Raw genomic sequence first — 24314 nt, forward strand, 5'->3', positions numbered from 1 at the left:
AAATGAGCCTTTTTTATTGTCTGAATTTATTCAGTTTAGCTATGGCGCGACACGCTCAACACGCTTAACCCAGCCTTCAGGTCCTTCAAGCTCACCTTTTTGCAGTTGGGTAAATATTTGATAAATACGCTTGATGCAAGGGCCAACTTCACCATCACCAACTGTAACAATACGGCCATCTTCAAAGATGTACGAGCCCACTGGCGATACCACGGCTGCAGTACCAAATCCGCCCGCTTCAACAATTTCACCGGCTTCGATATCTGCGATAAATTTGTCCAGCATAATGGTTTCTTGGCGCACTTCACATCCCAATAAATGGCCAATTTCTAGCATAGATTGCGAGGTAATGGACTTTAAGATAGTGTCAGTAAACGTCGGGATAATTACAGTGCCATCTTTGAGGATATGGAAGTGGTTCATTGCGCCCACTTCCTCAATCTGCTTGTTGTTCGCATCAAGATATAACACTTGGGCAGCGCCATATTCAGCAGCGGCTTGCCCCGCTCTTAACGATGCTGCGTAATTACCGGCCGCTTTTGATGCCCCCGTGCCGCCTGATACCGCGCGGTGGAATTTTTTACTGATCAGTAATCGAATCGCTTTATTCACCCCATCAGCGTAATAAGCACCACTTGGGCTTAAGATCACGCAGAAAGTAAAGTTCAAGCTTGGGCTCACTGATAAACGATCTTCGGTAGCAAAAATAAAAGGCCGAATATATAAACATGCGCCATCTTGCATTGGAAACCACAGCCTATCGACATCAATAAGCGCATTAATGGCTTGCAGTTGAATGTCTTCAGCAAGGTTAGGAATACATAAGATATCTGCAGAGGTATTTAAACGTTGGGCATTCTTATCCAGTCTAAAGGTGTAGATTTCACCATCGTCATGCTTAAACGCTTTAGCACCTTCAAAGATGGACTGACCATAATGAAGCGCAATGGCGCCCGGGGCCATTTCAAACGGCGCATAAGGCTCAATGCGAGGGTCACACCACTGGCCATCTCGATAATCCATTAAAAACATATGATCGGTTCTGAGATTACCAAAGCCTACATTGCCTTCTGGTTTAAACTGCTCAGTACGACGCGACGATGCCGCTTTTAAATTATATTTGATGTCCATTTGCTACCACCTTAAAAACAATGCTAGCAGACTATGAATCATCAGATGTAATGTCAAGCAAATGGATAAAGTGGAGCAAAATTAAGCGTCAATCGAAGTTCACAATAATTAAAACCATAAAATTAGCCGTTAAAGCATGGTAAACCGCAACAAATAAAGTTTTATCATTTCACTGAAAAAGCACAGGATGTGGCGGTTTTTAGCTTAAAACAAGCCACTCACACTGACAGATGGATAAAGCTTACAAAATAGTAGCCAAAGTCGTTCTTTTTTTAACCACTTAACGAATTTGGCTATTCCTTAAACCCCAGTCACTGCTAGAATCAGCATTCCATCCAGAAACTATTAGGACTCCCGATATGAGCCTTGAATTACTGTCCCAACTGGAAGCCAAAATCCAGGCAACTCTTGAAAATGCAGAGCTACTAAAAATGGAGCTTGAAGAAGAGAAGCAAAAGAATGCTCAATTGACTGAGACTAATCAGCAATTGCAACAAGACCTAAACTCTTGGAACGATAAAGTGAATGGCCTTGTCGGCTTACTCAATAGCGAAAGCTAAACTGTGTTAGTTTCAACATGCTGAGCTACTAGCATTTGGTTAAGCTCAGAAACAGCCTGCTTTACTTTTGGCAGGCTTTTTTTCGGCATTAAAAAACGCCCCTTTCTAAACTCTAAACACCCTAAGTCTTTTACCCAAATCACCCCAGTTAAAAAAATTCGCGCATGTTTAACGATGAGTTTAGGTGCATATACCGGAAACCTTCTCATGGAGACTCCTTTGGCTATATTTCATTTTACAACTCAAATTTGGACAAAAAAACCGCAAAAGAGTTTCATTAAAATCGATCTTTTTCCGCTTCAAAATAACTCAATGTAAACAAAACGTAACAAGCCAGTAAAATGACGCTTGCCATTTTTTTGACACCTTGGTAAAGTGACTTCGTTACTCAGGGTAAATAACGAGCCAATTGGCTCAACACCGCACTGTTTTAAAATGCAAATTTTAAAACATGCGGTTTTTTTTTGCTCTTTTTCAGCCACTAATAAATTAAAGATACAAAAAAAGGAGCCATTGGCTCCTTTTGTCACGTGGGAGGTTAAACCCTCATGTTACTTGTCAGCTGTCGCTAAGTAATAAGCGATGTCTAATAGCTCATCGTAAGACTTAATCGCACCTGTCTCAACACGGTATTTACCGTTAACCACTAACGAAGGCACACCAGAAATTTTTGCATTCTGAGTATCACGCTTCATTTTAGACATTTGCGCATTCACCATGAAAGACTTAGCTGCTGCATCAAAATCTTTACCGTCAACACCGTTAGCAATAAACACCATACGGATATCATTTAAGTTGGTGAAGCGTTGCTTTTTGTCATGGATTGCAGCAAAAATAGCTGGTTCAACTTTCTTTTCAACATTGAGCTGATGAGCAATAGCGAAAGCACGTGACATTTCTACGCCCATATCTGCGCCAATAAACTCAACGTGTGCCTGATTAAAAGCCACACCTTCTGGAAGGGTCGCTTCAATTTTTGGTACTACAGTTTTTGAGAAGTTGTAACAATGCCCGCAAAAGAATGAGAAAAACTCAGTAATTTCAGGCTTTGATGTGGCTGGGCCTTCGTTAATCACAGTGTAGTGCACACCTTCTTTATAGTCTGCTGCGGTTGCCGCCATTGGGGCTAATAGTAACGCTGCAGCCATTAATAATGCTTTTTTCATCTTGTTTCCTTTAGTATGCAATCTCAATTATGCCGTAGCATAGTTAACGCTAATTTATCTAAATCTATAATAATGTAGATTATCTCTTATGCTCAAGACCTTATCAGGATCATTTGTAACAATCTACGTTATGGTTTGCCAATTACTCAATTAAAAACTCATCAAGCTTAATGGCTCTTCATCCAGCGCTGAAAGTTGCTCTTTAAACGCTAATGTTTGCTGTTCCCAGTATTTGATATCACCAAACCATGGAAAGTTCCTTGGAAAAGCAGGATCTTGCCAGCGTTTTGTTAGCCAGGCATTGTAATGGATCATTCTCAATGCCCGCAGCGGCTCAATCAGCTTAAGTTGCTTGTGGTCAAAATCACAAAACTCCTCATAGCCTTCAAGTAATACATCTAGCTGTAATAACCGTTGGGCTCTATCACCAGTGAGCATCATCCAAATATCTTGCACCGCAGGTCCTTGGCGAGCATCATCTAAGTCAACAAAACCTGGGCCATCTGGGGTCCATAAAATATTGCCTGGATGCAAATCACCATGAAGCCGTAATGTCGGAAATTGATGCTGCGCCAATACAGACTTGGCCTTGGCCAACACTTGCTGCGTGACAGTGAAAAACTGCTGACTAATGGCCTCAGGCACTTGCCCTGACTGCTGTAAATATTGCAGCGCATCATCCCCTAAAATTTGGCAGCTTAAGGGCTCACGATATTGAAAGCTCTCTTTACTAGCATATTGATGTATCCGGCCAATAAAGCGACCAACGGCTTCAAGTTGATCAAGGTTATCCACCTCAAATGCGCGGCCACCAATAGAGGGAAATAAAGTAAAACGATAACCTTTAAATTCATGCAGGGTTTTACCCTCAACAATCACAGGTACTGCAATGGGGATATCTTCAGCAGCTAACGCGAGTGCGTAATCATGCTCCTCTTGAATTTGATTATCACTCCAGCGATGGGGGCGATAAAACTTCACCACATAACGATTACCGCGATCGCAGCGAAATTGATACACCCGATTTTCGTAACTATTTAACGCCAGCAACCCCGTTTCAGGATAGATGTTAACACTCTCAATGGCATCGAGAATTAAATCAGGCGTTAAGGCTTGATAATGAAAGCAAGCCTCGTCAGCACTAGCCTTTGGCGCGATATCGTTAAGATGTGATTCCGGTTCTATTACATTACCCGACTTTTCCTGACTATCGATATCTTCGTCATTATCTAGATAGTCGTTGTCAGCATTGTCATTATTCATGTGTATCCTTTACCGCATTGGCAGTGATCAGCGGTTGTAGCAAGGTGATTAAATATTCTAGCACTTCAAGATCGGCTTCTACTTCCGTTGATATCCAACAAATATCGCCGTAAAACTCATAGTTAAGCCACAGCTGACTGCCTTCAAAATTAAGCTGCCATTGGTGCCTATCTGCGCCCCATAAGCGATCGCGAATATCACAATCCATTGCCAAGGCTAAGGGCTCAGCAAACGCTTCAAACTGCTCAAAATCTATTTCTGCTGAAATTAAAATGCTCAGCGAGGCTTTATCTAATTGCACCGAACGCAATAACATGATGTTCCTTTAAATAAGTTGCTTAAATACCTTGTTACTATGACTGACTAGCTACTACAAGACATGATTAAGCCTTGTCCCCATTGGGGTGGTCTATTGGCATAATGGTCTAATTCTGGTTGCTCAGCATAGGGCTGAGTTAACAGAGTATGCAGCTCTAACAATTTACTATTGTCGCCTTCTTCCACCGCAACTATGGCTTCTTGGGCTAAGTAGTTGCGTAAAATATACTTGGGATTCACACTATTACGCTGTGCTTGCCATTGGTCAATATCATCAACCTTTCCAACCCGCTGCTGATAACTTTTATACCAGTCGTCAAATTTGGGTCTATCGATTATCTCATCACTAATATTGGCGTGGACACTGGTTATGTCTAACTGACCAAACGCCCTGAAAGTATTGGTATAGTCCAATAAATTATGCTGTAACACATGGCAAAATCGGCCAATGAGATCTAAGTCGGTTTTATCTTGCTCTTGGGCTTGCGCCGTGGTTTGCTCACTGACACTCAAGCCCATTTTAGCGCGCATGAGCAGTAAATATTGCTGCACTAACTCAGCTTGATAAGTATTCAGCACAGCCACTAAATCATCTGACTCAATGACGGGCGTTAATGCTTGGGCTAAACGTTGCAGGTTCCACAGGCCAATGCCAGGTTGCTGACCAAAGGCATAACGGCCCTGGGGATCGGAGTGATTACAAATAAAGTCTTCTTTAAAAGTATCTAAAAAGGCAAATGGGCCAAAATCAAAGCTGTCACCAAGAATCGACATGTTATCAGTATTAAGTACCCCATGAGCAAAGCCTACCGCTTGCCAGTGGCCGATTAAAATAGCAGTATCTTTTACTACTTGGGTAAACCAGGCTTTATAGCCTTGATAATCTTGAGTTAAATGCGGGTAATGCTGCTTAATGGTGAAGTTTAGTAACTGAATTAGTTTATCTTTACCACCTTGGTCGCTATGGCAAAAATACTCAAAGTGACCAAAACGAATATGGCTTTTGGCTAAACGCACTGTAATCGCCGCAGTTTCTTGTGATTCACGCCATACCGGTAAGTCAGAGCCAATCACCGCTAATGCTCGGGTGGTCGGAATCGATAATGCCGCCAAGGCCTCGGATGCTAAAAACTCCCTTACCGCGGAACGCATAACCGCCCGACCATCACCACTGCGAGAATAAGGTGTTGGCCCAGCCCCTTTTAAGGCCACATCCCAAGCTGACGCGTTATTAGCTGTTTTACTTGTAGCATTAGGGTTTGCCTGCGCTTCGCCGAGAATAATTGAGCGCCCGTCCCCTAATCGTGGGCTATAACCACCAAATTGATGGCCACTGTAAACTTGCGCATAGTAACTTGCCCCAGGCATAGCGTGATTACCTGACAGTTGCAGCAGTAATTCATCATCACCTTGGGCGTTAAGTTGGCCTCTTTGCGCGCCAATTAATTTGGCGGCGTCATCACTCCAAGCCAGCCAATGGGGTTGACTGATAGGCAATGGATAGACCTGCGAATAAAAGCCTTCCAGTTGTTCAAAATAATCCTGTTTAAACTGCATTTAACCTGTTCCTTGGGTCTACAATAGCCTGATGGCGAAGGCTAATAACTCACTACTGGCAAGGTTTTATTGACAGATAATGACATTGTCATCATTGACTTGGCATAACTGTTTGCATTGATAGCCTTTATCAATGGCAACCGGTATTGCGGTGGCATTTTCTAGCTGGTTAGCATCCAGTGGATGGCTGTTTTTGCCGCTTAATCTCAGCATGCCCTTGGCTTTAGCTTGGCATTGTTCAAGCGTATCGTAATAACCTGCTATAAATTTGGCGTTGATGGGTTGCTGCGGCGCTTTGGCTTCATCCGCATAATAAAACAGTGTCCATTCTGGGGTACGAATACAGCCGGTTAGCCCCATGATAGCCATGAATAAAAACAGCGTATTACGCATTTTACGATTCATCATTTAAACCTCTTTAAGCATGCTTATTTTCACCCTAAGTTGCACTTTTAATCTCAATATTTAGCTACAGGATTCCAGTAGCTACATTCAGTTCCAACACTTTTAGGGCAATAAAAAAGCGAACCTAAGTCCGCTTTTCCATACGATAGTGCCATTGTACTAGATCATGGTAAAACCTAATAACCTAAATCATGGTTAAAGCCAATTACCTAGTCTTATTCAATTCACTTAATTACTCGCTTTAGATTTTGCTTTCTCGATACGCTTAATTCGACCTTCAAAACCGGTAACAGTTCCATCTGTTAATTGATAATCAATGGCCTGCTGACAGACTTCAATGGCTTTATCAAATTGCTTAGTATCATTGAGCATGGTTGATAATTGCATAAAGCCTATGCCTTTATCATCTGCAGCAGTGGCGTTTTGCTGGCGATACTGTTGATAAGCTAACTGATAACGCTGGGTCAAACCTGCGCCGTATTGGCAGTAATCAGCTTGTTTACGTAACTTGTAACTGTGACTAATAATACTGAGTAAACTCAGATGCTGGGCCTGTAGTTCAGCACTTGCATCATATTGGCAAACTAAAGCCGTAAATGCATCACTTGCCCATGCACCTGTTGCAGGTAAAGCCGCTGTAATAGGTTTATTCTCTGGCTCTGGCTCTGGCTCTGGCTCTGGCTCTGGCTCTGGCTCTGGCTCTGGCAGCTCATAAGACTCAGTCTCGACTATTTGTTCAACTGTTGCTTCAACTTCATCTACGGCAGTGACTACAGTATCTTCATCTTGCACAGGGCTTGGTTCTAATTCTTGAGCTATTGATTCAGTCTCAAGTTCAGTATTATCTTGCGGTGCTGACTCAATCTCAGACGGGGCTGAGGCTATATCTGTTATCTCAGCTTCTGGCTGCGGATCTGCCTGAGTTGGTTCTTTCTGCTCTAGCTCTTGCTTAGCAACGGTTTGGGTTCGACGATAAAGATAAATACCCAGCCAAACCAATAAAACAACGACAATAATTTTAATAATCATTTATAACACCATATTTGTGTCATGCTGTGTGCATTTGAATAGTTTTGGAGTTTACCATTCCTAGCCTATCCGAAGAAGGAAGCTTCATTTTTCTGCTTGAAAATTAAACAAGCTGAACTAATATTAATAAGCTATTCTTAGGACAAAAATCAAGTGTTTATGTCGCTTTTATGCTCGTTAACACAATAAGCTGACATTATTTTTAGCTTTTGTTTTTATGTGCTCTAGTTCAAGCTTATTAAGCATTGAATTGAATAAACAGACTGTGATTAGGTAAACTAGCCATACCCGAGTGATTTACTATGGTATTAACACATGACAATAAGCGCGATCCTATCAGGCAAGCTGTTATATGAATTCAACACAATGAATGCTATGGCAAAAATTTATTGCCGGGCTCATCATCAAATTGCGTTACAAACGGAAAATAGCCAAGGCTTGTGCCCAGATTGCATTGAATTGCTTGAATACGCAGAAACACGCTTAGATCGCTGTCCTTATGGTCAACAAAAGCCGACATGCAACAAATGTCCTGTGCATTGCTACAAACCGCACATGAAACAAAAAGTGCGTGAAATCATGATTTACTCTGGCCCAAGAATGCTGCTTCCCCATCCTATTATGGCGATAACGCATTTGCTCGCAGAAAGAAAGCCTGCACCTGGCAAACCGCCCGAAGCGGCGTCAAACCGTCATATGAGAAAACAGAAAAAACATAATAATGCTGCTTAATAAAGCGTGATTTAAGATATGACTTAACGATAAACAAAGGGATTGGCCATCGTAATTAATCAGTTTTTTTCACAGGCGTATATTTGGCTATCATTACTCGCTGGCATACATTGCTTGGGAGTAGGTTTTTACGTCCGCTATATTTTTGCTAATAACGACAGCAGCACCAGCCATAGTAATCGCTTACTGGGCGCCTTATTTATTCTGATCTCGCTATTCTTTTTTTCAGCCAGTATCACCCGCGAAAATGCCCCAATTCAAATTCATTTTATGATGACGTTAATGGTGCCATTTTACTTCTTACTGATGCCCTTACTGTACAGCTATTGCAAAGCGTGTTTACAAATTAAAACCTCTGACCTCAATTTCGTCAAACATATACTTACTACGCTAATTTCCATGGCGGTTATTGTTGTCACTGTATCGTTCAATATTGGTATGGTTCCCGATGCATCCCATATTCAAGTCAACAACATCAGTGAATTAGTCACCATTAATAAAATAGCCCTAGTCATGCCTGCCATTATTTTAATTCAAAGCGGGATCTATTTTTTCCTTATCATTAGCGCGTTAAGTCGTCATAGAGTCGACAAACATCAAAGCTTAAAAAATGTTAGATTTAGGTGGTTATTACTGCTTACTGGCGGCATTTTACTTAATTGGGTTTTACGATTGGTATTGGTGTTATTACCCTTCTATTTTGGTGACACTATTTCTAGCTATGCTGTTGGCATCGTCAGATTATGTCTATTAGCGACCATTTATGGGTTTGCCATATACGGACTACACCAAGTGACCCGACTGGTATTTTTACGTATCAAGGTCAATAAAACACCCCAGCATCATAGTGCCAAGCTGCTACTGGATAATGAAGAACTTGATTATTTAAGAAGTGTTATCAGTGATGACAAAGCCTCAGATCAGGGCTTAGAGAACAAGTCAGTCCCAAAAACTAAGTGAAATTAACTTCGCCAGATAAAGGCCACAGCCTGAGCCAACACCTGTACAAACAAGCTCAATTAAAGAGGATATTAAGTGAGTTATTTACTCACTGCTAGATTTAAATAACAACACCACTCATTTAAATACTCAGCACCAACTGAACTCATGTTAGTTTTAAGCACCTAGTAGCAATATTAGGCGTTTTTATTACAGCTTTGTTCAGCTTGGGTTTGCTATGCTAAAGCTATCATCACTAAAGTTTGCTTATCACAGGAGTTTTTATGAAAAATATATTGTCATTGCTAGCGGTCACATTCGTGCTTATCGGACTGACATTTTCCAGCTCAGCTCACGCTGACAAATACGCCGAAGCCATTGCCGATTTTAAAAAGGCCCCCGAAGTACAAGGTTTTTTTGATAGTGCCTACGGCTATGCCATTTACCCAACAGTGGGTAAAGGCGGCTTTGGTATCGGTGCGGCCTACGGCTCAGGCAAGGTATATAAAGGTGGTGTTTATAGTGGTGATTCAAGCGTGTCACAACTTTCTATTGGCTTCCAATTAGGTGGACAAGCTTATAGCGAAATTATTTTCTTTAAAGATGCTGAAGCCTATAACGACTTTACCAGTGGTACCTTTGAGTTTAGCGCCCAGGCATCTGCAGTGGCCATTACTGTTGGCGCCAATGCACAAGTGGGCTCAACAGGTAACTCAGCAGGGGCTGGCAATGCAGGCAACCGTACAACAGCTAATGCTGCTTATATGAATGGCATGGCGGTTTTCACTGCCGCGAAAGGCGGATTGATGTATGAGGCGGCTATCGCAGGCCAATCATTTAGTTTTGATGCTAAATAGCCATGACTTACAAAAAACTAAATTTACATAGACTTTAAATCACTGCCCTTTCAATTAATCATGATCAATAAATCAGGCTACCTTGGCAGCCTGATTTATTGCACTTCAAGTACTTGCCACTGTAAGCAATGTATGGCTTCAGCGATACTTACTCATGACCCCAAGGCGTTGGCGGCAGCGCCACTGGCTTGGTTAAATCAAAATCCACTCTAAAATCACGATTTTCGCGGGTTAAACGATAAGTGAAGACTGTTGGCTCAATGTACATATGCCACACGTTAGTCACTGACGCTGTTAAGCCATTTTCATTAAAGTTAGCAATTGATTCAGCATCGACAGGAAATGATTGCTCAGTTGCAGTGCCCATGTCAGCAGTGTCGCCACCGTACATGGTGACTTTGTCTTCAGTGCCATCTTCATGACGGTGATCATGCTTTAAGCGCAAGCCTGAAGTGGTTTTGGTGATAACCCAAGTACGAGAGTGATCGTCACCCACATGAAAAGGAATTTTAAGCTCAGTATCGCTGCATTCACGTACGTGCATGATTAATGCTTTATTGCTAAAAGCTGAATCAGCTTCGTTGCCCGCAGTCACCTCACCCGCATACGCTTTACCACAATGCACAGCAAGCGCATCAAAGTAACTGTCTTGTACACTAGCGTAAGTGGTAGGTTCATCATGATCATGACTGCCATGTGCCATAGCAGTAGCGGGGATCAGACAACTCAATACAGCAGTGGCCAATATTTTTTTCATTATTATTCCTTGGGGTATTTATTTTAGTTTTTAATCATTCATTTAAACCATGGGCGATACCCTAAAGCAAATGAACTAGGCTTGCAGACTAACAGTGATTGTTTAATTTAACCTGAAATAAAAAAACCGCCTATTGGCGGTTTTCTAGTTAACAATTTCAAATTAGCTCAGCGGCTTATCTAGCGCCCTTACTATTTGAAGATTTATTTTTTGCATTCGCCTTATTGCTAAATGGCTGCTTCTTCTGTGACCAGCCTGTTTTAGCTTTGCCTTTGTTAGCGCTATTGGCATTAGCTGGTTTTTTAGCTGAAGATGACTTGCCGCCTTCTTGCTTTTCGCCAGCCGCTTTGGCTTTGTTGGCTTTGGTCGGTTTTTTACCGCTGTCTCTATCCGCAAACTGATTACCAGAAAAACGGGTGAAAGCCGTCTTACTACCATCATTTTTGCCACCACGGTTTTTAGCCCCAAAACCTTGGCGCTCATTACGTGATTCTGGTGGCACAATATGTTGCACCCCATTACCAATTAAATGCTCTTTACCCATGGCAGCTAAGGCTTCACGAATAAGTGGCCAGCCTGCAGGATCATGATAGCGCAGCAGCGCTTTGTGTAAGCGGCGCTGACGGCCTTTCTTAGGCACGGTCACTTGTTCACTGGTGTGCTTCACATTCTTCAATGAGTTAAGCTCAGTGTGGTAAATGGTGGTGGCATTGGCCATTGGCGATGGATAAAAATTTTGCACTTGATCAAGCTTAAACTTCTCTGATTTAAGCCACAGGGCTAGATTCAGCATATCTTCATCGGTGGTCCCCGGATGTGCTGAGATGAAGTAAGGAATAAGATACTGCTTCTTACCCGCTTCTTTAGAGTAATGATCAAATAGCTCTTTAAACTTATGATAACTGCCCATTCCCGGCTTCATCATTTTGCTTAGTGGACCATCTTCAGTGTGCTCTGGGGCGATTTTTAAATAGCCGCCCACATGATGCTTAGCCAGCTCTTTAATGTAGCGAGGATCTTCTGTGGCTAAGTCATAACGCACACCTGATGCAATCAGAACCTTTTTAATCCCCGGCACGTCACGGGCGGCGCGATATAAATCAATGGTGTGTTTATGATCGGTACCTAAATGGCCACAAATTGAGGGATATACGCAGGATAAACGTCGACAAGTGGTTTCTGCTTTGACGCTAGTACAGCCGAGGCGATACATGTTAGCGGTTGGGCCACCTAAATCTGAAATAACCCCAGTAAAGCCCGGCACTTTGTCTTGAATATCTTTAATTTCTTTGATGATAGATTCTTGCGAGCGACTTTGAATAATGCGCCCTTCATGCTCGGTAATCGAGCAGAACGAACAGCCACCAAAACAACCTCGCATGATATTAATCGAGGTTTTAATCATGTCGTAAGCAGGGATCACCGCTTTACCATAACTTGGGTGCGGTACGCGCTGATACGGCAAATCAAACACCGCATCCATTTCATCAGTATTTAATGGCCACGCTGGCGGGTTAACCCACACAGAGCGATTTCCTTGAGCTTGAAATAACGCGCGGGCACAACCCGGGTTTTGCTCTTGATGCAAAATACGTGAAGCATGGGCATACAAGAATTTATCGTCAGCCACTTTTTCATAAGCTGGCAGTAGCACATAGGTTTTTTCCCACGGCTTAGGTCTTGGCGGCTGCACGCTGATGGCTTTAGGGGCATCATTATCAAAAATCTTTTTATCGGTTGGGCCGGATAATTTTTCACAGCCGACATCATCAGCACCATAAGGATTGGGGATAGGATCAATCTTGTGTAGTTGATCTAATTTGCGCGAATCCATGCCTTTCCAGCCGGGCAAAGGTTCATGACGAATAACTGCGGTGCCACGAATATCGTGCAAATCAGCCATTTTTTCGCCATTAGCGATGCGATGTGCCACTTCCACCAGCGGGCGCTCGGCATTACCGTAAATTAAGATATCGGCTTTAGCATCAAATATCACACTGCGGCGCACTTTATCAGACCAGTAATCATAATGAGCGATACGGCGTAAACTGGCCTCGATACCACCGATCACCACGGGCACTTCTTTGAAGGCTTCTTTACAACGCTGGGTATAAACGGTTACCGCGCGATCTGGGCGTTTACCGCCTTCATCGTTTGGGGTGTAGGCATCATCACTGCGAATGCGACGATCTGCGGTATAGCGGTTGATCATCGAGTCCATGTTGCCGGCGGTTACACCGAAAAACAGGTTCGGACGACCTAGCTTCATAAAGTCATTTTTATTTGACCAGTCTGGCTGACAAATAATACCGACTCGAAACCCTTGTGCTTCAAGCATACGGCCAATAACCGCCATGCCGAAACTTGGGTGGTCCACATAAGCATCGCCACTGACGATAATAATATCGCAGCTATCCCATCCAAGTTGATCCATCTCTTTGCGAGACATAGGAAGAAAGGGAGCTGTGCCGTAACACTCTGCCCAGAACTTTGGATAATTAAATAACGTGGATTCAACTTGCATGTGTGTAACCTAAAATTGATGGATACGTCGATAAACGGTCGCGGAGTATACCAGTTGGCGATGAGTAAGTGTGACTAAAAAAGCAGCAGATGTGAAATTTTTTTATTGATGACTAAAAATAAAAAACCTTATAAATACAGTGGGAATAGTAAAACTCCCACCTTATCAAGTACTCAGTCATAAGCCTAAAAATAAACCGATATTAACCACGGCTAAGCTGACAATAATTATCCAGGTGATTAATACTCCCCAAAAGCGGCCAAAATGATAACCGCCTTTGCCCTGCGTTAAGCCAATGGCATGTAACAACCGCGCGAATAACCACAAACTGCCAAACAAATGTAAAAACGGTGCTGAAAGCCCATTCACTTCAGCCACCAAGATTAATAGCAGCGCAAATGGCGCGTTCTCCACAAGGTTAGCGTGCACGCGATCTGCAATAATTAACTCTTGATTACCCTCATTGCCAATACCAATCTTCAGCCCTTTTCTAAGCTTTACCACTCGTAAACTAAAATAAATGGCCATTATGGCCGTTAAAGCGATATATAACCCCGATACACTGGCGATCATTTGAACTCCTTTTAAATGCTGTTAAGGCTTCACTATATGCTAAATATCAGCTTTGTTTAATGAAAAAAGCGATTTTTATCATCACAGCGGCAAGGCTTACAAAAGCCTAATTTTGAATTTATTTAACAAATGTCACCTATATTGCAGTCATCATAACTCACATGTTCTAACCTAAAAATCGATTGATAACACCAAATATGACTCGAAGGAACAGAGCAGATGAAACATAGTGACATCACTTTAGAAGATAAATATAACAATACATCTGGTCGTATCTTTATAAACGGCAACCAAGCTTTAGTTCGATTACCGCTAATTCAAGCGCAATTAGACAAAAACCAAGGCTTGAATACCGCGGGTTATATTTCAGGTTATCGAGGCTCGCCACTAGGGGCATTAGATAGTTATATCTGGAAAGCCAAAAAGCGTTTAGATCAACATAACATCACCTTCCAACCTGGGGTCAATGAAGACCTAGCTGCAACGGCGATTTGGGGCACCCAGTTACTCGACACCATACCCGAGCCTAATGTCGATGGCGTATTTGCCATGTGGTATGGCAAAGGGCCCGGTGTTGATAGAAGTGGCGATCCATTTAAACATGCAAACTATGCTGGCACTCATGAACATGGCGGCGTGTTGGTGGTTTACGGTGATGACCATCCTGGTAAATCATCGACTATTTCACATCAAAGTGAACAAGCGTTAGCGGCAAATCTTATTCCCTCACTTTACCCTGCCGATGTCAGCGAATTTATCGATTATGGTATTTTAGGTTGGGCGCTGTCTCGTTATAGCGGCTTATGGGTAGGCTTTAAATGTGTGAATGAATCAGTGGAACAAACCGCTACCATTGATATTAATCTCGACAATATAGATATCAAACGTCCTAGTCGAGATGACACCCCCACAGACAGCATCAATCTCAAAACCAGTGGCTTTATCCCGCCGCAAACCAATGAAACCAATGTCATTACTCACCGCTTGCCCTTGGTGCATCGCTTTATTAAAGCCAATAATCTTGATCAGGTTCGCGTAGCCAAAAATGACAACGCCTCACAAAGAAGTCTGGGTATTGTCACTGCCGGTAAAGCCTATAACGATGTAATGTCGGCCCTGGCATTATTAGAGATCGACAATGATCTTGCGCAAACACTGGGGTTATCGGTATTCAAATTAGGTTGTATCTGGCCCATCGAGCCCAGCAAATTAACCGACTTTGCCCAGCAGCAACCTGAATTACTGGTTATTGAAGAAAAGCGCGCCTTTATTGAAGAGCAAATAAAATCAATCCTGTTTGGCAAACAAGGTGCCACACGGGTTATTGGTAAACAGGATGAAAATGGCCTCGCGCTCGTCAGTGCCGATGTGCAGTTAGAGCCACTCACACTGGCCTTTATCATCGCTGAGCGCCTGCGCATTAATGCTCAAACTCACCCCAAGGTTGACGCCGCAATTGTGCGTTTACGCTCAAAGCTTGACCCTAAAAGTTGCGCCACCAGCTTACCTAGAACCCCTTACTTTTGCTCTGGTTGCCCCCATAACACCTCCACAAAAGTACCTGAAAACAGTATCGCTATGGCTGGTATTGGCTGTCACGCCATGGCAGCATTTTATCGCAAAGACACCATGATCCCTTGCCATATGGGCGGTGAAGGCATGCAGTGGGTGGGCTTAGCCAAATACACTAACACCAACCACGTGTTTCAAAACCTAGGCGATGGCACCTATTATCACTCTGGCTTAATGGCAATCCGCGGAGCCATCGCGGCCAAGGTCAATATCACCTATAAAATTTTATATAACGATGCGGTTGCCATGACTGGCGGCCAGCCAGTGGATGGGCCAATCTCCGTCGCTGAAATTAGCCAACAAGTGACCTATGAAGGCATTAGTAAATGCGTGATTGTCACTGACTCGCCACAGGCATACGCCAATAACCCAGACATCGCCAAAAACGTTGAGATTTATCATCGTGACCGCTTAGACATGGTGCAAACCATGCTCAGCAAAATAGCAGGTTGCACCGTATTAATTTACGAGCAAACTTGTGCAGCAGAAAAGCGTCGCCGCCGTAAACGTGGCTTAATTGCTGATCCAACTAAACGCTTATACATTAATGCTGACGTGTGTGAAGGCTGCGGCGATTGCTCAGTTCAGTCAACCTGCGTGAGCTTGCAACCTAAAGTGACCTCGAAAGGCATCAAGCGTCAAATAGATCAATCCAGTTGTAATAAAGATTACAGCTGTAATAAAGGCTTTTGTCCTTCGTTTGTTACCGTCATTGGTGGCACCCCGAAAAAGGCCGCTGCCACCGCGATTTCAGCAGATGTGTTTGCCACGATTCCCGCGCCTACCGCGTGTAACATTGATGATAACTACAATGTCATGATTGCAGGGATTGGCGGTTCAGGGGTGATCACTGTCGGGGCGATATTAGGCATGGCAGCTCATATTGATAATAAAGCCTGCTCAATTTACGACATGACCGGCTTGTCGCAAAAAAATGGCGCGGTTTACAGCCATCTTAAATTTGCCAACTCACCTGAGCGATTATTTAGCCCTAAAATTGATACTGGCAGCGCCGATTTAATTTTAGCATTCGATTTACTGGCGACCCTAGATCCGCACATCATTAAAATCATTAATGATCAACATACTCGCCTAATTGGTAATGCTGCCATTGCGCCACCAGCAATATTTCAATTAAACCCACAAGCGATCCCCACTGAGTTTAAAGAGCAACAATCGTTAACCCAATTATTAGGCCGCGATAATGTCGATTTTATCGATGCTTCTAACATCGCCAAAAAACTCATGGGAGATACCATAGGCGCTAATTTATTTGTGGTGGGCTTTGCCCTGCAAAAAGGGGCGTTACCGCTTTCAGTTGCCTCAGTTGAACACGCCTTACGCCTTAATGGTGTGAGTGTTGACTTTAATCTCAACGCGTTAAATTTAGGCCGATTATTGTGTTTTAATCCTGAATTTTTCTCGCAATTACTGACCATTGACAGCCAGCAAAATATTGCGACCACCGCCTTTAGCGCCATTGAAGATGGGGCTGAGCATCTCAGTCATTATCAAAGTAATGCCTATGCCAAGCAATACCGTGAGTTTATTGAACAAGTCAGCCAAGCAGAAAAAGCTGTGGCTGAAAATTCTGACCGCTTAACCTTAGCGGTAGCCACTAATCTGAGTAAATTAATGAGCTACAAAGACGAATATGAAGTGGCGCGTCTGCACAGCTCAGCGACGCTAATGCAAAATTTACATAACGATTTTGACGGCGACTTTAAGGTTAAATTCTCTCTCGCACCGCCTTTGTTTAGCAAAAAACACCCAGATACTGGTTTACCGATTAAGCGTGAATTTGGCCCATGGATCTTAACGGTGTTTAAAGTGTTGGCTAAATTTAAGTTTTTGCGCGGCTCTAAACTAGATATGTTTAGCTATACCAATGAAAGAAAGATGGAAAGGCAGTTAATTAAAGATTATCAAGCAGATATAAAGCATATCATCGAAAACCTGAATCATGATAATTTACCACTCGCCATTGAAATCGCTCAGCTACCGCAAATGATTAAAGGCTTTGGCCATATTAAAGAAAACAATATTAGCGCCACACTCATGACCAAAGGAAAGCTATTACATCAATTTACCCATGGCCCAGATAAATCAGCCATTCAATTTAAAGAAGTTAGCTAATACATAGCTACAGAGAGTGAATATGATAGATATTATAAAAAAGATAACCGCTATCGTAGGTGATAAAGGCATTATCCTTGGGGATGACGTTGCCAACAGGCCTGCTTACTCTTATGGCAAAGGACAATGCCAAGCACTGGCCATAGTTCGCCCTGCTTCAACCGAAGAGCTATCTAAGGTAATGAGCCTTTGCCACCAGCAGGATCAAACCACCATCCCTTGGGGCGGGTTAACCGGATTGGTCAATGGTACCTATGCAACAGCTGACGATATTGCGATTTCGTTAGAGCGCATGACTCAGATTGAGTCCATCGATAATCAAGCGGGCACTATGACAGTGCAAGCGGGCGTGCCGCTACAAGTAGTGCAAGAAAAAGCCGCCACAGAAGATTGGTTATTTGCTCTGGATTTAGGCGCCAGAGGCAGCGCCACTATTGGCGGTAATATAGCCACCAATGCTGGCGGTAATAGCGTGCTTAAATATGGCATGATGCGTGAACAAGTCTTGGGCTTAGAAGCGGTTTTAGTGGATGGCACGGTTATTTCGTCATTAAACAGTATGCTAAAAAATAACGCCGGTTATGATCTTAAACAGCTATTTATCGGCACCGAAGGCACCTTAGGTATCGTCACTAAAGCCGTGTTACGCCTGCACCCTTTGCCCAGCAGTCGCAATACTGCCATTGTCGCCGCAACCCAGTTTGATGCTGTTGCCAAGCTACTGAAATTACTCAACAGTCACTTAAATGGTCAGCTATCGGCATTTGAAGTGATGTGGGGCAATTTTTATCAATTAATGACCGACTCAGACAAGCACAATACGGTTATCGACAGTGGCTATCCATATTACGTGTTAATTGAAGCCACAGGCCATAACGCCGAGCGCGACGCCGTGCAATTTGAAGAAGCGCTAATGGCTGCGTTAGAGCAAGATATTTTAGTGGACGCCGCAATTGCTAAGTCAGAAAGTCAGCGTGAACAGTTATGGGCCATGAGGGATGATATTGACACTGTCATCAGCGAGTTAAACCCACTGTTTGCCTTTGATATTAGCCTGCCTATTGCCAACATGGAGCAATATATTCAGCAAGTTGAAAGCCAAATTATGACGCAGTGGCCCCATGCAAAATTCATTGTATTTGGTCACTTAGGTGATGGTAATTTACATTTAGGCATTTGTGTTGGTAGCTATGATGAGCAGACTAAGCATCAAGTGCAAAGCATTGTTTATCAGCAGCTAAAACCTTACGCTGGCTCGATTTCTGCTGAGCATGGCATTGGTTTAGATAAGCTTAAATACTTACATTGCTCCCGCTCTGACAACGAAATAGCCTTAATGAAACGCTTGAAGCTCGCTTTTGACCCTAAAAACCTACTCAACCGCGGCAAGGTTTTCCCTTAGAGGTGGTAATAAATGTCAGCGTAGCAAGCCATTCAGGTTTGCTACCCTGTCCAATTAACTCAGCAATTAACTCAGCAATTAACTGCGTAATCAGCGAGAGATATTTCAGGGCGCTCGCCACTAATAAGGTCTGCAAGCGCCTTGCCAGAGCCTGCCGCCATCGTCCAGCCTAAATGCCCATGGCCAGTATTAATATATAAATTATCAATTTTTGAGCGGCCAATTAGCGGCACACCCGATGCTGACACCGGTCGTAAACCCGTCCAACTTTGGGTGGTTTCTGGGTTCACAAAAGCGCTAGACTCAGGGTAAATCGCCTGCAATAAATCATAAAGATTCTGCAACCGCCCAGGATTTAACTGGGTATCATAACCGTTAAACTCTGCCGTACCCGCCACCCGAATTCGATTCCCTAGCGGCACCACCCCAGCGTGAAGCGAATGGTCTATCACAGGCATGCTAGGCCCGCCCTGCCAGCCATCAAGCGCTAGGGTTAATGAATAACCTTTACAGGGGCGAACCGGAATATTAACGCCCACTTTATTCGCCAATAACGGCGTGTAACTGCCTGCAGCCAATACAAATGCATCGGCATCTAACTGGCCTTGGCTAGTGTTAATGTGGGTGATTTTGCCCTGGTGCTTAATAATATCGCTTACTGTGGTGTTATATAAAAACTGCACCCCTACTTTTTCAAGGTAAGTTGTTAGCTCAACACAGTATTGATGGGCATCGCCAAAGCGATCTTCAGGAAAATAAATACTCCCCGCAACCTTACCTTTTAGCGGGGCCAATGCAGGCTCAAGTTTAAAGGTGTCATCACGGCTGAGCATAGTAAACTTAACCGCTTCAGGCTGAAGAAACTCGGCCATGGCCAGCACTTCATCCAGCTCCTGTTGCTGACGACAGACCTTAATGGTGCCACTGCCACCACCCAGATCAGTCAAACCGATTGCTTGGGTCATATCATCAAGCACATCTAGGGTGTATTTCGCCATGCGGGTGTTACGAAAAATACTTTGCTCGTAGGTTTTACGGCGAGAGTTTTTTAGAAAGGAGAGCCCCCACAATGCCAGCGAGGGTAATGCTTTAGGTCTGAGTAGTAATGGCGAGTCTTCTTTGCCAATCATTTTTAGCATATTAAAGAACACACCTGGTGCATTCCAAGGATCTGACAAACTGGGGGTCAGTAAGCCGCCGTTGGCAAAACTGGTTTCAAGGCCTGCACTTTCACGTCGATCAATCACTGTGACTTGATGCCCTTGAGCATGTAGCTGATAAGCGGTGCTCAAGCCCAACAGTCCACTACCAATAATAATGATATTCATGTTTTCCCCTCAAGCATTACAGCGCTAATTGGTGGCTAATCTTTTATCGCTAACGCTTCAATTTCAATGCGCGCACCCGGGATCAATAAATCAGATCTCACAGTCGCTCTAGCAGGAGGATTATTAGGGAAAAATTCAGCATAGGCCTGATTAAAGGCGGCAAAATCTTCAACGTGGGTTAACCAAATGGTATTTTTTACAATGGCGTCCAGCGTTAAATCTTGCTCTGCCAATAAGTTTTTGATGTTGGTTAGCACTTGCTTGGTCTGCACGGTGATATCACCATCCACTAATTGATTGTTCTGATCAAACGCCATCTGCCCAGATAAAAAAATAAACCCACCAGCAGCAACCGCTGGAGAGAAAGGTAAGCCTAAGGCATTGTTACCTAATACTTGTTTAGCCATTTAAATTCAACCTTATATCAATGATGTCATGATGATTAAAAATCATTATAGGAGTAATTATTTGGCCAACACTGCAATCAAGATGACACTTGGGTAACTCTTGTTAATAAAAAAACACTAACTGCACCCGCATGTAACAAATTAGCACCATTTATTACTATGCTGTCGACCTCAGTCATGGTAGATATAATTAGCAGCCTTTTAGGGTGATGGCTAAATTTTTTACAAGAAAAAGGCCAATATAACAATAAAATATGGCCGTCAATTTCAGCATAAATACTAAAAATAATAACCAAAGTGAGCTCTAGTATGTCGAATACAGCTAATTGGATTGCGTTATTGCCGCAACACATCCAAGACGAAGTTACTGCAACATTTAAAATAAAACACTTTAGTGATGGGGAGTACGTTTACAGAAAAGGTGAATCAGGTGCTGGCGCGGGCCAATATCAAATACTCAGTGGTTCGGTTCGTCTAAGGGTCATTGCCGACAATGGTAAAGAAGCCACTTATGTGATTTATGGCGAAGGTGATTGCATCGGTTTTTTATCAGCCATTGATAATGATGTGCGCCCGCAAGATGTTATCGCCATTGGTGAGGTCAGAGTCGGTAAAATTTTATCGAAGGACTTCGAGCAATTAACTGAAAAATATCCCATTATTTATAAAACACTGTGTGAGCATGTGGCCTATCGTATTCGAGAGGTGTTTAACATGTATGAGTATGGGTTATTTTTTAATTTAGAGCGCCGCTTAGCCAATCAAATATTATTTTTACTGGCCTTTTCAGCCACTAATGTTCCTAACTCTGCTTGCCAAGAGCTTGAATTTACCCAAGAGATGTTAGCCTCTTCAGTAGGTGCGACCCGTCAGGCCATTAACAAGTTACTGAAAGATTGGTCAGATGCCGGATTTATTGAATATCACTATGGAAAAATCCGTATTTTAGATTCTGAGCCGTTAGCCAAAATATCTGGGGTGGATAAAATGATCACCTCTCAAGTGGCTGTTAAAGCCATCGCGTCATAGGCGTAAATAGGCTTAATTGCCCGCAAGTTATGGGATGAGTTAATGACTGCTGTGACGAGTTGAAGTTAATAGCTCACTTTAAACATTAAGTTAAATAGCATCAAAAAAGCGCAGATTATAAAATAATCTGCGCTTTTTATTTATCGTCAAAACCAAGGTTAAGCGTTAGCTAGACCAAGGTTACACCTGCAAGGCTAAAACTTATATTGTCCTTTAACGCCATAGGTTCTTGGCTGGCTGTACTGAGCACGTCCTATGCCCAAAAATGAGGTCGAGTTATGAATTTGCGACACATCATCTGCCAGATTTTTACCCCATAAGAACACATTCCATGCGCCTGACTCAGCTTCAAAGCCAATTCTTGCAGCGCTTTCACCGCGCTCTTGGTTTAAGTTACTGACGGCATTATCTGGGTTTGAGTAAAACTTATCCCGTTTGAAGTAATCAGCCTGAACCACAAAATCGCCATAGTTCAGTGAATAACGATACTCAGCGCCAATGCCATAGGTATATTTAGGCGCTTCAGCTAATTGATTACCCGAGAAGTCAGTACCAGGGCCTGCTGGCTCTGGAAAAGCTTTAAATTCAGCATCAGTGTAACCATAGTTTGCCCACAACTGTAGACTGTCGATAGGTTGCCATTGCAGCTCAAGTTCAAAGCCTTTACTTTCAACTTCTGCGGCATTGGTAATAGTAATGGCCGTGCCACCTGATGGCAGTTGAGTAAAGCTTTGCACTTGGTAATCATCATGTTGTGAGATAAACACATTGGCATTTAGATTTAAGGTGTTATCTAAAAATGGCGACTTAAAGCCAATTTCATAAGAATCAACCGACTCATCTTCAAAAGGTAACGCTTCGGCATCATTGATTAAGTCGGCATTATAACCACCGCTTTTAAAGCCGCGAGAATAGCGGGCAAATAGCAGTAAATCTTCAACAGGGATCCAATTTAAGCTCACCGTAGGTGATACATCTGATGCGTCACGTGACTCTTTGGCTGATAAATTAGTAAACAAGCCTGAAGTATCAACAATGGTGTAATCAATAGCTTTCTCTTCATAGGTGTAACGAAGACCTGCGGTGATACTCCACTGATCAGTAAATCGATAATTACCGTGGGCAAATAGCGCATATGAATCGGCATCAACATCAGCTACACGGCTAGCACCAACATACACTGGTGGCGCAGCTGGGTTAAGTGCAGGTGCAAAGGCTTGGACATCTGAGTCACCCTCAATACTTTGGGTTAGGTAGTAAGCGCCAACAATGTAATCAAAGCTTTCATAGGCAGGAGAAGCGAGTCTTAACTCTTGAGAGAAGTGAGTTGAGTCTTCTGTTTGAAATTCAGTAAAGGCATAGGGCAGTGGCGAATAGTCTTCATCCACATCACTTAAGTTCCATTCTGAGCTACGTAGGCCTGTAACCGATGTTAATTGGAATTCATTGGCAAAGGTATGATCAATGGTCAGCCCGCTGCCTTTAATGGTGCTATCTAACCTTTGGCTTGAATCTAATGACACCACATTGACATCCGGTGCGAGTGGATCATCGACTTTTTCACCCAGTAATACGTTGGCTTTATTTTCAACATAATCAAAGCTTAACGACACGTTGGTATTCTCACCCGCATGCCAATAAAATTGCGCTCGGGTTGCCAGCTCATCTTTATTATTGAATTCATCAACAAATTTATCTGCTGGGATCACCCCCAGCGGATCGCTGTTTTCAACAAAACCATCACGATCGGTTTTCGTCACTGACAAGCGCCCTGAAAAATCTTCAGAAAATGGAACATTAATACTGCCGTTATAGCTTTGCAGGCCAAAGTTGCCAATATCCACACCTAAACGCCCGCTCAGCTCATCTGAATGTGGTCGTTTAGTAATAATATTAATCGCACCAGCAACGGTATTTTTACCAAATAGGGTTCCCTGAGGGCCGCGCAATACTTCAACACGTTCAACATCTAACGCGGATTGGTTAGCAGCTGATGAGCGCCCAACCCAAACGCCATCAATATATACCCCAACGCGGTTATCGTAACCTGGGTTACGTGAGCGATCACTAATACCGCGAATACCAAAAGATGGTGACGACTCTATGTACCCAGTGACAATCATGTTCGGCACACTAAATTGCATGTCTCGCACATCTTGCGCGCCTAGCCTTTCAATATCGGTCTCGTTCATGGCACTGATGGCAATAGGGACTTCATTAATTGATTGGGCACGTTTTTGTGATGTCACCTGAATGACTTCAATACCTGTGGCGTTGTCTTGTTGCGTAGGGTCATTTTCTTGTGCATAGCTTGGAGCACTAAGCCCCAGCAAAACCACACTAATTGCGATACCTAATTGTGTTCTCTTCATCGTCGCACCTGTTTATTTATTTTTGTTTATTGGATTATTTTTATAAGCAAAAAACAGCACGCTCCCAAACTGCGCAACTCAACAACTTTGCCTTTATCTAGGGGTAACAAACTGATTAGAGGCAATCTGTCACCTAGATTACAAAGTGGTAACTTTCACGCAACAAACAAAAAGATTTCATCTTAACATTTGCCAGCAGCGTCTTTGTCACTGGACTGACAACTGCTGTTTCGGCGCATAATGTTCAGCAAATGTAA

At 43.1% G+C, this 24314-nt stretch carries 21 protein-coding genes; 7 read left to right on the forward strand and 14 right to left on the reverse strand.

Going from position 1 to position 24314, the window contains the following annotated elements; translation table 11 throughout:
* Nucleotides 1–39: 39 nt before the first annotated feature.
* On the reverse strand, nucleotides 40–1131 hold the full coding sequence (locus tag BCU94_RS04900; RefSeq protein WP_102440076.1) for a branched-chain amino acid aminotransferase: 1092 nt from the start codon (nucleotides 1129–1131) through the stop codon (nucleotides 40–42).
* A 359-nt stretch (nucleotides 1132–1490) separates the two neighbouring features.
* Here BCU94_RS04900 and zapB point away from each other — a divergent pair, with 359 nt between their 5' ends.
* Nucleotides 1491–1691 (forward strand): cell division protein ZapB, encoded by a 201-nt coding sequence (gene zapB, locus BCU94_RS04905; protein WP_055026159.1) that lies wholly within the window; start codon nucleotides 1491–1493, stop codon nucleotides 1689–1691.
* Here the strand turns inward: zapB and BCU94_RS04910 are convergent.
* The 7 genes from BCU94_RS04910 to BCU94_RS04945 form a co-directional block, all read right to left on the reverse strand.
* The gene (locus BCU94_RS04910) at nucleotides 1688–1900 is read right to left on the reverse strand and encodes a DUF1107 domain-containing protein (protein WP_102440077.1); all 213 of its coding nucleotides are present in this window, start codon (nucleotides 1898–1900) and stop codon (nucleotides 1688–1690) included. The genes zapB and BCU94_RS04910 overlap by 4 nt on opposite strands.
* Nucleotides 1901–2242: 342 nt before the next feature.
* Nucleotides 2243–2857: a thiol:disulfide interchange protein DsbA/DsbL gene (locus BCU94_RS04920; protein WP_102440079.1), complete on the reverse strand. Its 615-nt coding sequence runs from the start codon at nucleotides 2855–2857 to the stop codon at nucleotides 2243–2245.
* Between the two features lie 150 nt (nucleotides 2858–3007).
* Nucleotides 3008–4120 carry a serine/threonine protein kinase gene (locus tag BCU94_RS04925; RefSeq protein WP_102440080.1) on the reverse strand — a complete coding sequence of 371 codons (1113 nt, stop codon included), beginning with the start codon at nucleotides 4118–4120 and terminating at the stop codon, nucleotides 3008–3010.
* On the reverse strand, nucleotides 4113–4436 hold the full coding sequence (locus BCU94_RS04930) for a DUF3630 family protein (RefSeq protein WP_102440081.1): 324 nt from the start codon (nucleotides 4434–4436) through the stop codon (nucleotides 4113–4115). The genes BCU94_RS04925 and BCU94_RS04930 overlap by 8 nt, the downstream gene beginning before the upstream one ends.
* 47 nt (nucleotides 4437–4483) lie before the next feature.
* Nucleotides 4484–5995 carry a protein adenylyltransferase SelO gene (locus BCU94_RS04935; RefSeq protein WP_102440082.1) on the reverse strand — a complete coding sequence of 504 codons (1512 nt, stop codon included), beginning with the start codon at nucleotides 5993–5995 and terminating at the stop codon, nucleotides 4484–4486.
* Nucleotides 5996–6061: 66 nt separating this feature from the next.
* Entirely contained in the window at nucleotides 6062–6403 is a 342-nt protein-coding gene (locus BCU94_RS04940; protein WP_102475785.1) for a hypothetical protein, read from the reverse strand.
* A 225-nt stretch (nucleotides 6404–6628) separates the two neighbouring features.
* Entirely contained in the window at nucleotides 6629–7429 is an 801-nt protein-coding gene (locus tag BCU94_RS04945) for a hypothetical protein (protein ID WP_102475786.1), read from the reverse strand.
* A 315-nt stretch (nucleotides 7430–7744) separates the two neighbouring features.
* On the opposite strand from BCU94_RS04945, the gene BCU94_RS04950 reads away from it, so the two are divergent.
* The 3 genes from BCU94_RS04950 (at nucleotide 7745) to BCU94_RS04960 (ending at nucleotide 9957) form a co-directional block, all read left to right on the forward strand.
* Nucleotides 7745–8161, forward strand: a complete 417-nt coding sequence (locus BCU94_RS04950) for a nitrous oxide-stimulated promoter family protein (protein WP_102440295.1) — start codon at nucleotides 7745–7747, stop codon at nucleotides 8159–8161.
* A gap of 114 nt (nucleotides 8162–8275) precedes the next feature.
* A complete protein-coding gene (locus tag BCU94_RS04955; RefSeq protein ID WP_133126568.1) occupies nucleotides 8276–9121 on the forward strand; it encodes a hypothetical protein in 846 nt (281 codons plus the stop codon).
* Nucleotides 9122–9384: 263 nt separating this feature from the next.
* Entirely contained in the window at nucleotides 9385–9957 is a 573-nt protein-coding gene (locus BCU94_RS04960; protein WP_102475788.1) for a lipid-binding SYLF domain-containing protein, read from the forward strand.
* A gap of 148 nt (nucleotides 9958–10105) precedes the next feature.
* Here the strand turns inward: BCU94_RS04960 and BCU94_RS04965 are convergent, their stop codons facing one another.
* The 3 genes from BCU94_RS04965 to BCU94_RS04975 form a co-directional block, all read right to left on the reverse strand.
* Nucleotides 10106–10660: a hypothetical protein gene (locus tag BCU94_RS04965; protein WP_241904958.1), complete on the reverse strand. Its 555-nt coding sequence runs from the start codon at nucleotides 10658–10660 to the stop codon at nucleotides 10106–10108.
* Nucleotides 10661–10889: 229 nt separating this feature from the next.
* Entirely contained in the window at nucleotides 10890–13238 is a 2349-nt protein-coding gene (locus BCU94_RS04970) for a YgiQ family radical SAM protein (protein WP_102440299.1), read from the reverse strand.
* A 177-nt stretch (nucleotides 13239–13415) separates the two neighbouring features.
* The gene (locus BCU94_RS04975; protein WP_102440300.1) at nucleotides 13416–13811 is read right to left on the reverse strand and encodes an MAPEG family protein; all 396 of its coding nucleotides are present in this window, start codon (nucleotides 13809–13811) and stop codon (nucleotides 13416–13418) included.
* Between the two features lie 219 nt (nucleotides 13812–14030).
* Between BCU94_RS04975 and BCU94_RS04980 the strand changes: the two genes are divergently transcribed.
* Both BCU94_RS04980 and BCU94_RS04985 read left to right on the forward strand, forming a co-directional pair.
* A complete protein-coding gene (locus tag BCU94_RS04980) occupies nucleotides 14031–17519 on the forward strand; it encodes an indolepyruvate ferredoxin oxidoreductase family protein (RefSeq protein ID WP_102475790.1) in 3489 nt (1162 codons plus the stop codon).
* 22 nt (nucleotides 17520–17541) lie between these two features.
* A complete protein-coding gene (locus BCU94_RS04985) occupies nucleotides 17542–18921 on the forward strand; it encodes an FAD-binding oxidoreductase (protein ID WP_102475791.1) in 1380 nt (459 codons plus the stop codon).
* A 71-nt stretch (nucleotides 18922–18992) separates the two neighbouring features.
* Here the strand turns inward: BCU94_RS04985 and BCU94_RS04990 are convergent, their stop codons facing one another.
* Together BCU94_RS04990 and BCU94_RS04995 are read right to left on the reverse strand one after the other, a co-directional pair.
* A complete protein-coding gene (locus BCU94_RS04990) occupies nucleotides 18993–20249 on the reverse strand; it encodes a D-amino acid dehydrogenase (protein WP_102475792.1) in 1257 nt (418 codons plus the stop codon).
* Between the two features lie 35 nt (nucleotides 20250–20284).
* Nucleotides 20285–20656: a RidA family protein gene (locus BCU94_RS04995; RefSeq protein WP_102475793.1), complete on the reverse strand. Its 372-nt coding sequence runs from the start codon at nucleotides 20654–20656 to the stop codon at nucleotides 20285–20287.
* A 309-nt stretch (nucleotides 20657–20965) separates the two neighbouring features.
* Between BCU94_RS04995 and BCU94_RS05005 the strand changes: the two genes are divergently transcribed.
* Nucleotides 20966–21685, forward strand: coding sequence for a Crp/Fnr family transcriptional regulator (locus tag BCU94_RS05005; RefSeq protein ID WP_102475795.1), 720 nt, complete (start codon nucleotides 20966–20968; stop codon nucleotides 21683–21685).
* A gap of 194 nt (nucleotides 21686–21879) precedes the next feature.
* Here the strand turns inward: BCU94_RS05005 and BCU94_RS05010 are convergent, their stop codons facing one another.
* Complete coding sequence (locus BCU94_RS05010) at nucleotides 21880–24057, reverse strand: TonB-dependent receptor (protein ID WP_102475796.1); 2178 nt, start codon at nucleotides 24055–24057, stop codon at nucleotides 21880–21882.
* Nucleotides 24058–24314 lie beyond the last annotated feature (257 nt).

The organism is Shewanella sp. 10N.286.52.C2 (assembly GCF_002874545.1).
GTDB lineage: Bacteria > Pseudomonadota > Gammaproteobacteria > Enterobacterales > Shewanellaceae > Shewanella.